13 protein-coding genes are annotated in these 12,185 nt (G+C 72.9%); 5 read left to right on the top strand and 8 right to left on the bottom strand.

The window, feature by feature from the left end:
- The 3 genes from ACYVO7_RS23010 (at position 1) to ACYVO7_RS23000 (ending at position 3,441) form a co-directional block, all read left to right on the top strand.
- On the top strand, positions 1 to 1,407 hold the full coding sequence (locus ACYVO7_RS23010; protein WP_460452106.1) for an FAD-binding oxidoreductase: 1,407 nt from the start codon (positions 1 to 3) through the stop codon (positions 1,405 to 1,407).
- A 91-nt stretch (positions 1,408 to 1,498) separates the two neighbouring features.
- Entirely contained in the window at positions 1,499 to 3,166 is a 1,668-nt protein-coding gene (fliK, locus tag ACYVO7_RS23005) for a flagellar hook-length control protein FliK (protein ID WP_460452105.1), read from the top strand.
- Positions 3,163 to 3,441, top strand: a complete 279-nt coding sequence (locus tag ACYVO7_RS23000; RefSeq protein ID WP_460452104.1) for an EscU/YscU/HrcU family type III secretion system export apparatus switch protein — start codon at positions 3,163 to 3,165, stop codon at positions 3,439 to 3,441. Before fliK ends, ACYVO7_RS23000 begins: the two co-directional genes overlap by 4 nt.
- Here the strand turns inward: ACYVO7_RS23000 and ACYVO7_RS22995 are convergent.
- From ACYVO7_RS22995 to ACYVO7_RS22970, 6 genes are all read right to left on the bottom strand, one after another.
- Positions 3,422 to 3,820 (bottom strand): GNAT family N-acetyltransferase, encoded by a 399-nt coding sequence (locus ACYVO7_RS22995; protein ID WP_460452154.1) that lies wholly within the window; start codon positions 3,818 to 3,820, stop codon positions 3,422 to 3,424. The two genes, ACYVO7_RS23000 and ACYVO7_RS22995, sit on opposite strands and share 20 nt — an antisense overlap.
- 86 nt (positions 3,821 to 3,906) lie before the next feature.
- Complete coding sequence (locus ACYVO7_RS22990) at positions 3,907 to 4,632, bottom strand: SOS response-associated peptidase (RefSeq protein WP_460452103.1); 726 nt, start codon at positions 4,630 to 4,632, stop codon at positions 3,907 to 3,909.
- 48 nt (positions 4,633 to 4,680) lie between these two features.
- Positions 4,681 to 5,667 (bottom strand): magnesium transporter CorA family protein, encoded by a 987-nt coding sequence (locus ACYVO7_RS22985; RefSeq protein ID WP_460452102.1) that lies wholly within the window; start codon positions 5,665 to 5,667, stop codon positions 4,681 to 4,683.
- Positions 5,668 to 5,734: 67 nt separating this feature from the next.
- A complete protein-coding gene (locus tag ACYVO7_RS22980) occupies positions 5,735 to 6,616 on the bottom strand; it encodes an SDR family oxidoreductase (protein ID WP_460452101.1) in 882 nt (293 codons plus the stop codon).
- Positions 6,617 to 6,626: 10 nt separating this feature from the next.
- A complete protein-coding gene (locus ACYVO7_RS22975; protein ID WP_460452100.1) occupies positions 6,627 to 7,502 on the bottom strand; it encodes an SDR family NAD(P)-dependent oxidoreductase in 876 nt (291 codons plus the stop codon).
- Positions 7,499 to 9,268: an acyl-CoA dehydrogenase gene (locus ACYVO7_RS22970; RefSeq protein ID WP_460452099.1), complete on the bottom strand. Its 1,770-nt coding sequence runs from the start codon at positions 9,266 to 9,268 to the stop codon at positions 7,499 to 7,501. Before ACYVO7_RS22970 ends, ACYVO7_RS22975 begins: the two co-directional genes overlap by 4 nt.
- Positions 9,269 to 9,408: 140 nt before the next feature.
- Here ACYVO7_RS22970 and ACYVO7_RS22965 point away from each other — a divergent pair, with 140 nt between their 5' ends.
- The gene (locus tag ACYVO7_RS22965) at positions 9,409 to 10,431 is read left to right on the top strand and encodes an L-threonylcarbamoyladenylate synthase (protein ID WP_460452098.1); all 1,023 of its coding nucleotides are present in this window, start codon (positions 9,409 to 9,411) and stop codon (positions 10,429 to 10,431) included.
- 1 nt (position 10,432) lies between these two features.
- Here ACYVO7_RS22965 and ACYVO7_RS22960 read toward each other — a convergent pair whose 3' ends face one another.
- Positions 10,433 to 10,636 carry a hypothetical protein gene (locus ACYVO7_RS22960; RefSeq protein ID WP_460452097.1) on the bottom strand — a complete coding sequence of 68 codons (204 nt, stop codon included), beginning with the start codon at positions 10,634 to 10,636 and terminating at the stop codon, positions 10,433 to 10,435.
- Between the two features lie 71 nt (positions 10,637 to 10,707).
- The gene (locus ACYVO7_RS22955) at positions 10,708 to 11,139 is read right to left on the bottom strand and encodes a DoxX family protein (RefSeq protein ID WP_460452096.1); all 432 of its coding nucleotides are present in this window, start codon (positions 11,137 to 11,139) and stop codon (positions 10,708 to 10,710) included.
- An 86-nt stretch (positions 11,140 to 11,225) separates the two neighbouring features.
- Here ACYVO7_RS22955 and ACYVO7_RS22950 point away from each other — a divergent pair, with 86 nt between their 5' ends.
- Complete coding sequence (locus tag ACYVO7_RS22950; protein ID WP_460452095.1) at positions 11,226 to 12,185, top strand: LysR family transcriptional regulator; 960 nt, start codon at positions 11,226 to 11,228, stop codon at positions 12,183 to 12,185.

The following is a 12,185-nucleotide window of genomic DNA, read 5'->3' as shown; positions in this document are numbered from 1 at the left end:
ATGCAGCAGGACCCCGCCGTCACCCAGCTCGCCGCGATCGTGGGCGACAAATACGCCATCGCGGACCCCGCCGAGATGGCGCCCTATCTGGTGGAATGGCGCGGCCTCTACCGCGGCAAGGCGCGCTGCGTGGTGCGGCCGGGCTCCACCGCGGAGGTCTCCGCCGTGCTGGCGCTGGCCAACGCCGAGGGGTGGCCCATCGTGCCGCAGGGCGGCAACACCGGCCTCGTGGGCGCGCAGGTTCCGCACGAGACCGGCGACGAGATCGTGCTGTCGCTGAACCGCATGGACCGGGTGCGCGAGGTCGACCCGCAGTCCGACACGCTGGTGGCGGAGGCCGGCGTCACGCTGCTGCGCGCCCAGCAGGCCGCCGAAGCGGCGGACCGCCTGTTCCCGCTCTCGCTGGCGTCGGAGGGCACCTGCACGATCGGCGGCAATCTCGGCTCCAACGCCGGCGGCACCGCCGTGCTGGCCTATGGCAACGCCCGCGACCTCGTGCTGGGGCTGGAGGTGGTGCTGGCCGACGGCCGGATCTGGAACGGCCTCGGCAAGCTGCGCAAGGACAACACCGGCTACGACCTGAAGAACCTGTTCGTCGGCTCGGAGGGCACGCTGGGCGTCATCACGGCCGCGGTGCTGAAACTGTTCCCCCGCCCGCGCCAGATGGTGACGGCGCTGTGCGGCCTTACCGATCCGGCCGCCGCGCTCGACCTCCTCGGCCGCGCCAAGGCGATGGCGGGCAACGCCGTGACCACCTTCGAGCTGATCCCGCGCCTCGGGATCGAGATGTCGGTGAACCACATGGGCTGCCGCGACCCTCTGCAGGGTCCGCATCCCTGGTACGTGCTGGTCGAGCTCTCCTCGCCGCGCGACGAGGGGCTCGAGGAGGCTATGGAGGCGCTGCTGGGCGAAGCGATGGAGGCCGGCGGCGTCGGGGACGCCGTGATCGCGACCTCGCTCGACCAGCGCAACGCGCTGTGGAAGCTGCGCGAGACCCTGTCGGAGGCCCAGGGCTTCGAGGGCGGCTCGATCAAGCACGACATCGCCCTGCCGATCGCCGGGATCCCGCGCTTCATCGAGGAGACAAACGCGGCCCTGGAGCAGGCGATGCCCGGGTGCCGGCCCCTGCCCTTCGGCCATCTCGGCGACGGCAACCTGCACTACAACGTCACCCAGCCGGTCGGCATGGACAAGGCCGCCTATCTGGGGCGCTGGGACGAGATCAACCGCGTCGTGCATGGGCTGACGACGCGCTATGGCGGGTCGATCTCGGCCGAGCACGGCATCGGCCGGCTCAAGCGCAAGCTGCTGGCCGAGGTGAAGGATCCGGTCGCGCTGGAGATGATGAGGGCGATCAAGGCGACGCTCGACCCCAAGGGCGTCCTGAACCCCGGCAAGGTGCTCTGAGGCGATTCCAGGGCGGCCTTAACCGGCTGGGAACCCGGACATGGCTTGATCGGACGACCGCGCGCCCTTGCGTGCGCGCCGGAGCCGCGCCGTGACCGTCGCCAGCCTCGCCCTGCAGAACGCCCCGTCCGCCGCCGGCGCCGAGCCGGCGCTCGCGGCGCTGCAGGCCGGCGACGAGATCGCCGCGCGCGTCGCCGCCATCAGCGAGGCTGGCCTCGCCCGCCTCCTCACCGCGTTCGGCGCCCTGGACATGCCCGCCTGGGACGGTCTGGCCCCGGGCGCGTCGGTGAAGCTCGTCGTCGAGACGGCGGGGTCGCAGCCGACGCTGCGGCCGCTCCCCGACCCGACCGGCGCGGCCCGCGCCAGCCCGGCGCTTCCCGCCGCCGTGACGCTGGCCGTCCGCGAGGAGGCTGCGCCGCCCGGCCGCGTCGAGGCGGGAGTGGAACGGTCCGCCGCATCGACCGCCGATCCGGCCGCCGCTTTGGCGGGCGCCGTGGCGCGGGCGGCCGGCCGGCAGCAGGCGCCGGCCGAGTTGCTGTCCACCCTCCGCGCGCTCCTCGCCGACCCACAGGCTGCAGCCGCCGCGCTGCCCGCCGCGGCCCAGCCGCTGCTGCGAGCGCTGCTGTCCTCGGGCCTCGACGCCGCCGCGCCCATCGACGCCTCGACCGTGCAGGCGCTGGTGCGCCAGTCCGGCGTGTTCCTGGACGCGCGCCTCGCCGCCGGCGCGGGAGCCTCCTCCCGCGACGCCAAGGCGCTCCTGCTCGCGCTCGGCGCCATCCTGGAGAAGGTCGCTCCGCCGCCTCAGGCGTCGACGACGCCCCTCGCCGCGCCGGCCGCCTCCATGCCCCAAGCCGCGGCGCCCGCGGCCCTTCCCGCCGCGGCGCCCGCCGACGGGAGCGCCGCCCGCCCGGTCCCAGGCGGGCCGGAGCCCGCGGGCGACCCGGCCGGGCCGGCCCTCCGCGATGCGTCCGGCGGGAACCAGCTGGCCGATCCGCGCGGGATCCCGCGCTCCCCGGTCGGCGACGCGCGCCTGCTCGTCACGGCCCTGAAGGCGGCGCTCGGCCAGGGCCTCGGCCCGGCCCGCGAGACGGCGTCCGGGCCGTCGGACCCGCCGGATCCGGCATCGCCCGCTCGCCTGCAGGGCGCGGCGGAGCCCAGGGCCGGACAGGCGGGCGGCCGCGCCGGCCCGCCCCGAGCCGACGCCGCGCCCCGCTCCGAGCCGGCTGTCGCGCTCCCCGACCTGGGGGACCGGTCTCCCGGCGAGGTCGCCCGGACCCTGCACGGGCAGGTGGAAGCCGCGCTCGATCGCATCCGCCTGTCGCAGGCGGCCGCCCTGCCGCGCGACGACGCCCGCCCGGCCGATGGCGCGCCGGGCCGGCCGGCGCAAAATCCCGCCTGGGTGATGGACGTCCCCGTCCTGCTGCCGCGCGAGACGGCCAACGCCCAGCTGCGCATCGCGCGCGAGGGCGGCGGATCCGGCCGGGCCGGCGCCCCCGACGGGCGCTGGAGCATCGAATTCGCGATCGAGACCAGCGAGGCCGGGCCGGTCCACGCACGCCTGACGCTGGGCGGGACGCGCCTCGGCGTCACCCTGTGGGCCGAGCGCAGCCAGACGCTCGCGTCGCTCCGGGTCGGGGCGGACGCGCTCAAGCGGGCGCTCGACGACGCGGCCTTCGACACGTCGGAGATCGCCGTGGTGGCGGGCGCGCCGCGCCGTCCGGCTCCGGCGGCCGGCGTCCTCCTGGACCAGCGCTCATGACCACGGTGTCGCCCCGCAAGCTCGCCGTCGCGCTGGAGTACCGCAAGGGCGAACAGAGGGCCCCGCGCGTCACCGCCACGGGCCGGGGCGCGGTGGCGGAGCGCATCGTGGCGGCCGCCGAGGAACACGGCGTCGCCATCGAGGAGAACCCGGCGCTGGCCGAGGCGCTGTCCAGGGTGCCGCTCGACGACGAGATCCCCGAGGCCCTCTACCGGGCGGTGGCGGAGGTGCTCACCTTCGTGCTGCGCGCGACGCTCAGCGGCCGTCGGGGCTGACCAGTGCGGCCGGCGAGGCCACGTAGGACCACGGCCCGACCTCGTCGGACCCGCCGGGGGTGACGCTCCAGCCCTGGCTCCGGTAGAAGGCCAGCGCGTTCAGGTTGCCCTGCTGGCACTTCAGCCAGACGCGCGGGCCGAGGATGTGGAGCGCATGCGAGAGCAGCGCGCGGCCGATCCCCCGCCGATGCAGGCCCGGATCGACGAAGAGCAGGTGGATGAAGCGCTCCGGCAGCCACAGCGACAGGAACCCGGCGACCCGCCCCTCCAGCTCGGCCACGTAGACGGCCTCCCCGAGCGAATCCCGCTCGAAGTCGTCCGTCCGAAAGATCGACGGCGGGCACCAGGTGAAGGCGACGCGGCGGGCGTCGACATAGATCTCGGCGCAGGCCTGCAGGTCCGCCCGGACATAGGGGCGGATCGCCAGCCCGGCGGGCGCGGCGGCGGGATGCTGGACGGCGGCGCTCAGAACAGGCTCCCCTGGGCGGGCGGCTCCGGCTCGCGGCGCCGGGGCGCCGGGCGGGCGGTTTTGGCCGCGACGACCGTCAGCCTCGCCCGCTCCGGCGCCGGCAGGCTGGGGTCGCAAGGCTCCACGGCCAGGAGATCGTCCGCACAGGGCCGGACGAGCGTCAGCGCCGCGCGGGGATCCTCGCCGGCGCAGTCGAGCCAGGTCCGGAAATCGCCGGGCTCGATCACGACCGGCATGCGCTCCTGCAGGGCGCAGACCGCGCCATTGGCGTGCGTGGTGACGATCAGGGCGGTGTCGATCTCGCCGCCATCCGGCGACACATAGGTCTCCCACAGCGCGGCGAGCCCCATGGTCGCGCCGTCGCGCCGGCTGATCCGGTGCGGACGCCTGGCGGCGCCGGGCCCCCGGCTCCACTCATAATAGGCGTCGGCCGGGACGAGGCAGCGGCGCCGGCGGATCGCGTTGCGGAAGGCCGGCTTCTCCGCCAGCGTCTCGCCGCGGGCGTTGATCAGCAGCGGGAACGCGCCCGGGTCCTTCGTCCAGGCCGGAATGAAGCCCCAGCGCACCAGCCGGAACGCCGGACGGCCCCGCTCCTGGGTCACGATGGCGATCGGCTCGGTCGGAGCGACATTGGCCCGCGGCGGGAAATTCGGCTGCTCCTCATAGCGGAACAGCGCGCGAACCTGCTCGGGCGAGGCGGTCAGGGCGAAGCGGCCACACATGCGCGAAGTCTGGGCTCTGGAGGCGGATTCCGCAACCGCGCGAGTCGCCTAGAGCCATCTCTTCCAGCGGAAGAAGACATAGGGCAGCACGCCGGCCATCACCATCATGGCCAGCGCCATCGGATAGCCCAGGCGCCAGTCGAGCTCGGGAATGAGCTTGAAGTTCATGCCGTAGATCGAGGCGATCAGCGTCGGCGGCATGAAGATGACGGCCATCACCGAGAACAGCTTGATGATGTTGTTCTGCTCAAGATTGACCAGCCCCAGGGTGGCGTCGAGCAGGAACTGGATCTTCTGCGACTGGAAGGTGGCGTGCTCCTCCAGCGACTGCAGGTCGCGCAGGGTGGTGCGGACCTCCTCGCGCAGCTCCATCGGGACCCGCGCGGTCCGGTAGCTCACCGAGAGGAACAGCAGCAGCCGCTCGATCGAGACGAGGCTCTCGCGGATCTTGGAGATCAGGTCGCCATGGCGCCCCAGGCTGCGCAGGGTGTCCTGGTGCTCGGACTGGCGCGATCCCGGGTCCGGGCGCGCCTCGAAGACGGCGCGCGACAGGGCGTCCAGCCGCGCCCCGGTCTCCTGGAGCACGTCTGCGGCGCGATCGATGATCGTCTCCACCAGCCCGGCCATCACCGCCTCGGCGTTGGCGGCGCAGCCCTCCGGCCGCGCGATGCGGTTGGTGAACATCTGGAAGGCCTTCGGCTCGGCGTAGCGCACCGAAACCATCGTGCGGTCCTTCAGGATGAAGGTGAGGCCCGTGATCTCCGGCACGGTCTCGACATTGTAGACGACCCGGGCGGTCATGTAGCGCGCGCCATGCTCGGTGTAGAGCAGCTCGGACGGCTCGATGTCGCTCATCTCCTCGCGCGTCGGGATGCTGACGCCGAGGAAGTCCTCGACCGTCCTGTCCTCCTCGCGGGTGGGCTCGACCAGGTCGATCCACAGGGCATCGGACGGGATGGCTTCGCCGTCCTGCAGCAGCCGCTTCTCGAAGCGGCAGCCGGGTCCCGCTTCGGAGGCGCGATAGACGATGATCATGGCGCCGCCTCCCCTACGCGCGGTCCCTTGCGGGGCGTCTGGCCAAGACCACGCCGATGCGCGCCGGTCAAGCCTCGACCGGGTCCAGGCTGGCCGGACCCACGCTGTCGGCCGGGACGAAGAAGTCGACGAAGAGGCGCTGCGTGGGGTCCACGCGGTAGTGGTCGAACTCGGTGACGCCCTCGGAGGCCAGGAAGCTGTCGTCGATGAGGAACCGGCCCGTGAACTCCCGCGACGGCTTCTGGAAGACCAGATGCGCGGCGTCCGCGACGATCTCGGGCGTGCGGCTGGCGCGCACCAGCGAGTCGCCGCCCAGCAGGTTCTTCACCGCCGCGGTCGCGATGGTGGTGCGCGGCCAGAGCGCGTTCACGGCGATCCCCTGCTGGCGCAGCTCGCCCGACAGGCCGAGCACGCACAGGCTCATGCCGAACTTCGCCATGGTGTAGGCGAGATGCGGGGCGAACCACTTTTCCTGCATGTCCAGCGGCGGCGAGAGCATCAGGATGTGCGGGTTGGCCGCCTTGGCGAGGTACGGGATGGCGTATTTGGACACCATGAACGTGCCGCGCGCATTGATCTGGTGCATCAGGTCGAAGCGCTTCATGTCGGTCTGGGTGGTCGGCGTGAGCTGGATGGCCGAGGCGTTGTTGACCACGATGTCGAGCCCGCCGAACTCCTCCACGGTGCGGCCGATCGCGGTCTGCACGGAGGCTTCGTCGCGCACGTCGACGACCAGCGGCAGCGCCTTGCCGCCGGCCTTCTCGATCGCCTCCGCCGCGGTGTAGATCGTGCCCTCCAGCTTGGGATGGGGCTCGGTCGTCTTCGCCGCGATGGCGATGTTGGCCCCGTCGCGGGCGGCCTTCAGGGCGATGGCGAGGCCGATCCCCCGCGACGCGCCGGTGATGAACAGCGTCTTGCCTCCCAGGGGGCCTGCGGCGGTGTCGGACATGGCGCGCTCCTCAGCGTGATCTCAAGGGCGCGGTCGCGCCGGGCGGGGCGTAGCGGGGCGGCCGGGTGCCGTCCGCGTCGGTGAAACCATAGGCGCGGGCGAGGTCCGCGACGAACAGCGACCGCGCATTGTGGCGGGCGACGTCCGGATCCGCCGCGAGCGCCGCGACGGCGCGCCCGGCGTAGAGCGGCGTCTCGGTCGCCTGGGCGGCGAGGCCGGCCGAGACCGTGCGCTCGGTGCGCACATAGCCGGGCGACAGGTGCAGGCAGGCCAGCCCGTGGGGAGCGAGTTCGGCCGCCATGGCGGCGCTGGCCCTCAGCGTGGCGGCCTTGCCGAGGTCGTAATAGACGTCGCCGGCCGACCCCTCGCCGACGTCGAAGCCGAGCGCGACGATGAGGCCGCGCCGGGCCGGGATCATCACCGGCGCGAAGGCGCGGGCCGTGGCCAGCAGCGCATAGGCCCCCGTCTGGATCGCGACCTCGTAGCCGCCGAGCGACCGCTCGTAGAACGGCGTCCCGAAGGCCGCTCCGTCGGCGTAGCGGGCGCCGTCGAAGCCCTCCGCGCCGCCCCAGACGGAGCACGCGACCAATGCCGGCGGGCCGAACCGGCGCGTCACATAGGCGGCGAACTCGTAGAGGGCGCGCGGATCCGTATGGTCGCAGACATAGGGGTAGCCGCGGCCGCCGGCCTCCTCGACCGCCTCGGCCGCATCCTCCACGGTCTCGCGACGCCCCTCGGTGCGCGCGCCGAAGCGCGTCGAGCGGGCGCTGCAGATCACGACGGCGCCCGCCTCCCCCAGCGCGACCGCGACGCCGCGGCCGACGCCCCGCGAGGCGCCCGCCACGATGCAGACCTTGCCGGAGAGCGGCCGGGCGTCCGTGATCACGCGGCGAAGACCAGGGCGCCGTCCGCGACCGCGCCCGCGCCGTCGACCACCGCGCGCTCCAGCGCCGGCGCGTCGGTGGCGACCTGCTCGGCGAAGAAGCGCGCCGTGGCCACGCGCGCGGCGCGGCCATGCTCGTCGGGGATCAGGGCCTCGGCGGCCAGCGACGTCCCGCCCTGGGCCAGGGCGAAGAGCTTCAGATAGTCCGTCGCGCCCGCCAGGGCCTCGTCAGGCCGCGTCCCTAGCACGCCCAGCATATGGGCGGTGGCGCGGTCGAGGCTGTCGACGGCGTCGCGCAGCCGCTCGCCCATGCGGCCGAAGCCCGGATCATTGGCCTTCGCCACCTCGGCCACGGCCTCGCGCATGCCGGCGATCAGCGCCCGCACGGCGTCGCCGCCGGAGAGCGGCAGCTTGCGGGTGACGAGGTCGATGGCCTGGATGCCGTTGGTGCCCTCGTAGATGGTGGCGATGCGGGCGTCGCGCAGATGCTGCGCCGCGCCGGTCTCCTCCACGAAGCCCATGCCGCCATGAACCTGCACGCCCATGGACGCGACCTCGACGCCGATGTCGGTGGAATAGGCCTTGGCCACCGGAGTCAGCAGCGCGGCGCGCTCGGACGCCGCCCGGCGGGCCGTCTCGTTCGTCTCGCGGTGGGAGCGGTCCAGCGCCTCGGCGACGAGGTAGCACAGGGACCGGGCCGCGCCGGTCTGCGAGCGCATGCGCAGCAGCATGCGCCGGACGTCGGGATGCTGGATGATCGGGCTCATGCCCTCGCCCTTGTGGCCGGGCGCGCGGCCCTGGCGGCGATCCTGGGCGTAGCGGAGGGCCTGCTGGGTGGCGCGCTCGGCGATGGCGACGCCCTGCAGCCCGACATTCAGGCGGGCGTTGTTCATCATCGTGAACATGCAGGCGAGGCCGCGGTTCTCCTCGCCGATGAGCCAGCCCACCGCGCCGCCCTGGTCGCCATACACCATGGTGCAGGTCGGCGAGGCGTGGATGCCGAGCTTGTGCTCGATGGAGTGGCAGCGCACGTCGTTGGCCGCGCCCGGCGTCCCGTCCGGGTTCACCAGAAATTTGGGCACGAGGAACAGCGAGATGCCGCGCGTGCCGGCCGGCGCGTCGGGCAGCCGGGCGAGCACCAGGTGGACGATGTTGTCGGTGAGGTCGTGGTCGCCATAGGTGATGTAGATCTTCTGCCCGAAGATCCGGTACGTGCCGTCTCCGGCCCGCTCGGCCTTGGCGCGCAGGGCGTTGAGGTCCGAGCCGGCCTGGGGCTCGGTGAGGTTCATGGTGCCCATCCACTCGCCCGAGACGAGCTTGGCGAGGTAGGTCCGCTTCAGCTCCTCCGAGCCGTGGGCGTGCACGGCCTCGATGGCGCCGGCCGTCAGAAGCGGCCCGAGCGCGAAGGCGAAAGAGGCCGAGTTCCACATTTCCACGCAGGCGGCCTGGACGAGTTGCGGGAGCCCCTGCCCGCCGAATCCCGGATCGGCGGTGAGGCCGTTCCAGCCCGCTTCCGCCCAGGCCCGGTAGGCCTCCCGCCAGCCCGGCGGCGTGACCACCTTGCCGTCCACGATCCGCGAGCCGATCTTGTCGCCCACCGCGTTCAGCGGCGCGATCACGTCGCCGGCGAACCTGCCCGCCTCCTCCAGGATGGCGGCCGCCATGCCCCCGTCGAGCTCCGGGGCGAGGCCGTCGGCGGACAGCCGGTCGAGCCCCGCCGTATGGCGCAGGGTGAACAGCATGTCCTCGACAGGAGGGCGGTAGCTCATCGGTCGTCTCTCCCCATATTCGGGCCTTCGCCCAGGGCCGCATCGCCCTGTCGGCGCGGTCGGCGCCATTGGCGCGCATCATAGTCCGCGTGCTAAGCGAAGCCGACACAGAAATCCCGCAGACCGAAGGTAGTTTAGACGTGAACGATACGTCGTCAACTCGGGAAACCCTCAGGCTGGAGGCCGACGCCGCCGGGGTGGCCCGGGCGGCCGGTATCCTGCGCGCCGGCGGGCTCGTCGCGTTTCCGACCGAGACGGTCTACGGGCTGGGCGCCGACGCCACGGACGGCAAGGCCGTGGCCGGCATCTACGCCGCCAAGGGCCGGCCGAGCTTCAACCCGCTGATCGCCCATGTCCCGACGCTCGACGCCGCCCTGGCGCAGGGCCGGTTCGACGCAGCCGCGCTGGCGCTGGCGCGCGCCTTCTGGCCGGGGCCGCTGACGCTGGTCGTCCCCACGGCGCCGGGCTGCACGGTGTCGGACCTCGCCACGGCCGGGCTGGACAGCGTCGCCCTGCGGTCGCCGGCCCACCCGGTCGCGCGGGCGCTGCTGGACGCCGTGGGGCGGCCCGTCGCGGGCCCCTCCGCCAATCGGTCGGGACGCGTCAGCCCGACGACGCCGGCCCATGTGCTGGGCGACCTCGACGGTAGGATCGACGCCGTGCTGATGGGCGGCTCGACGGCGGTGGGACTGGAATCGACCATCGTGGCGTGCCTGGGCGACGGCCCTGTTCTGCTGCGCCCGGGCGGCGTTCCCAGGGCCGCGCTGGAGCAGGCGCTCGGGCGGCGCCTGGAGACGGCGCCGGCCGCGGACCATGGGCCCGCCGACAGCGAGGCCCCGGTCGCGCCCGGGATGCTGGCCTCTCATTATGCGCCCAAGGCCGGCGTGAGGCTGGAGGCGACGCGCATCCGGCCGGGCGAGGCGGCGCTGCTGTTCGGCCCTGCCGGGGTCGAAGGCGTCGGCGGCGCGCGCGCCGTGCTCAATCTTAGCCCGACCGGCGACCTCGCAGAGGCGGCCGCCCATCTCTTCGCCATGCTGCGGGACCTCGACGAAACGGGCGCCACGACGATCGCCGTGACGCCCGTTCCGGATGATGGTCTGGGCGAGGCGATCAATGATCGCCTGCGCCGCGCCGCGGCCCCTCGCCCGGGGCCGGGCGAGTGAGCTACAGGCCCGCCTCGGAGATCAGCTTGCCGGTCTTCGAGCAGCGGCCGGTCACCAGCGCGACGATCCGCTCGCCGAGGCTGTGGTCTGCGCAGGCGTCCTGCGACGTGGTCGTCTCAAAGCCGTCCAGTTTGGAAAAGGCGTGGGCGGGCGCGCCGGCCTGAAGGTCGGCGCCGTCCAGATCGGAATAGGGGATGTCAGTCATAAGGCGAAATCCAAAAGCGTGAGCCGCCTCGCTTCGCAGCGGGGCGGCCCTGGGGAAGAACTGGAGATAGGTCAGGCGGTCTGCGCGGCAAGGCGCGGCGCGAAAGAAGTCGGGGTCGGGCGGAGCGCGAAGGCGCCGTCGCCGCCGAGGATCAGCGTCACGGTCGCCAGGATCAGGAAGGCCGGGTACTCCCAGCCGCCATTCGCCGCCGTTAAGAGCCAGCCATTGCCGGAATGCACCATGAGGGCGCCGAGCAGCACCGGCAGGAGCAGCACGCCGACGAGGCGGCTGTACAGTCCGAGCACGAGCGCGACGCCGCCGACGACCTCGGCCGCGATGACCGGCAGGGCCATGAAGGACGGCAGCCCGACCTGGGCCAGGAAGCCGGCGAAGCCCGGCACGGTGAAGACGAACACCTTCAGGGCGGCATGGGCGATGAACATGACGCCGAGCGAAACGCGCAGGAGAAAGAGGCCATAGGGAGCGGTGCGGGGGTCGATCATGATGGTTGTTCCTCAAGGGCGGCCCCGGAAGTCCAGGGCGGCGGCGTTTGGTGGAGGCACAATGCTCTTCTCCTTTTCGCAATTCCATGGCACAAGGCGAAAGAACTACCTTGCAGGAGCGCAAGTTGAACCCGATCCCCTGGGACGATTTCCGCCTGGTGAAGGCGATCGCGGACACCCGATCCCTGACCGGCGCGGCCGATACGCTGGGCGTCAATCACTCCACCGTGTTCCGGCGGCTCGCCGAGATCGAGAAGCGCGTCGGGCTCTCGCTGTTCGAGCGGCACCGCACGGGCTATGGGCTGACGCCGGCCGGCGAGGAGATGGCCGCCCTCGCCGAGCGGATGGACCGCGACGTCGTCGCCTTCTCGCGCAAGCTCGCCGGGCAGGCGCTGACCCCCTCGGGCGAGGTGCGGGTCACCACCAACGACACCCTGCTGGTGCATCTGCTGATGCCGGTCATCGCCCAGTTCCGGCAGCTCTATCCCGACATCCGGGTCGATATGGTGCTGTCCAACCAGGCGCTGAACCTGTCCAAGCGCGACGCCGACATCGCCGTGCGGGCCACCGACAACCCGCCCGAGACCCTGGTGGGGCGACGGGTCGCCAGCATCGTCTGGGCGGTCTATGGGCGGCGCAGCGAGTTCCCGGCCTCCAGTCCCGGCGCGCCGGTGGAGGAGCGCGAGCTCTATGACCGGCCCTGGGTGTCGCTGGGCGACCAGTTCGGCCACCTCAAGGCGGCCCGCTATGTCCGCGAGCACGTCCCGGCGGAGCGCGTCGCCATCAAGATCAACACGGTGCTGGGCCTGACCGAGGCCGTCGCCGAGGGGATCGGGGTCGGCCCCCTGCCCTGCTTCATCGCCGACCGGCGGCCGGACCTCGTGCGACTCACCGCCCTCAACCCGGACTTCTCGGCCGGGCTATGGCTGCTCACCCATCCGGACCTGCGCGCCTCGCCGCGCATCCGGGCCTTCCTCGACTGCGCCGCGGGCGAGATCGTCAAGATGCGGCCGCTGCTGGAGGGCGACCGCCCCTGGGCGGGGTGA

The organism is Alsobacter sp. SYSU BS001988, assembly GCF_054796215.1.
This window is presented reverse-complemented; position numbering and strand designations above follow the sequence as displayed.

What these genes read in the sequence shown, in the direction of transcription:
- ACYVO7_RS23010 (WP_460452106.1), top strand. Translation starts at nt 1, where the DNA reads ATGCAGCAGGACCCCGCCGTCACCCAGCTCGCCGCGATCGTGGGCGAC.
- ACYVO7_RS23000 (WP_460452104.1), top strand. Translation starts at nt 3,163, where the DNA reads ATGACCACGGTGTCGCCCCGCAAGCTCGCCGTCGCGCTGGAGTACCGC.
- ACYVO7_RS22990 (WP_460452103.1), bottom strand. Translation starts at nt 4,632, where the DNA reads ATGTGTGGCCGCTTCGCCCTGACCGCCTCGCCCGAGCAGGTTCGCGCG.
- ACYVO7_RS22985 (WP_460452102.1), bottom strand. Translation starts at nt 5,667, where the DNA reads ATGATCATCGTCTATCGCGCCTCCGAAGCGGGACCCGGCTGCCGCTTC.
- ACYVO7_RS22980 (WP_460452101.1), bottom strand. Translation starts at nt 6,616, where the DNA reads ATGTCCGACACCGCCGCAGGCCCCCTGGGAGGCAAGACGCTGTTCATC.
- ACYVO7_RS22970 (WP_460452099.1), bottom strand. Translation starts at nt 9,268, where the DNA reads ATGAGCTACCGCCCTCCTGTCGAGGACATGCTGTTCACCCTGCGCCAT.
- ACYVO7_RS22960 (WP_460452097.1), bottom strand. Translation starts at nt 10,636, where the DNA reads ATGACTGACATCCCCTATTCCGATCTGGACGGCGCCGACCTTCAGGCC.
- ACYVO7_RS22955 (WP_460452096.1), bottom strand. Translation starts at nt 11,139, where the DNA reads ATGATCGACCCCCGCACCGCTCCCTATGGCCTCTTTCTCCTGCGCGTT.
- ACYVO7_RS22950 (WP_460452095.1), top strand. Translation starts at nt 11,226, where the DNA reads ATGGCACAAGGCGAAAGAACTACCTTGCAGGAGCGCAAGTTGAACCCG.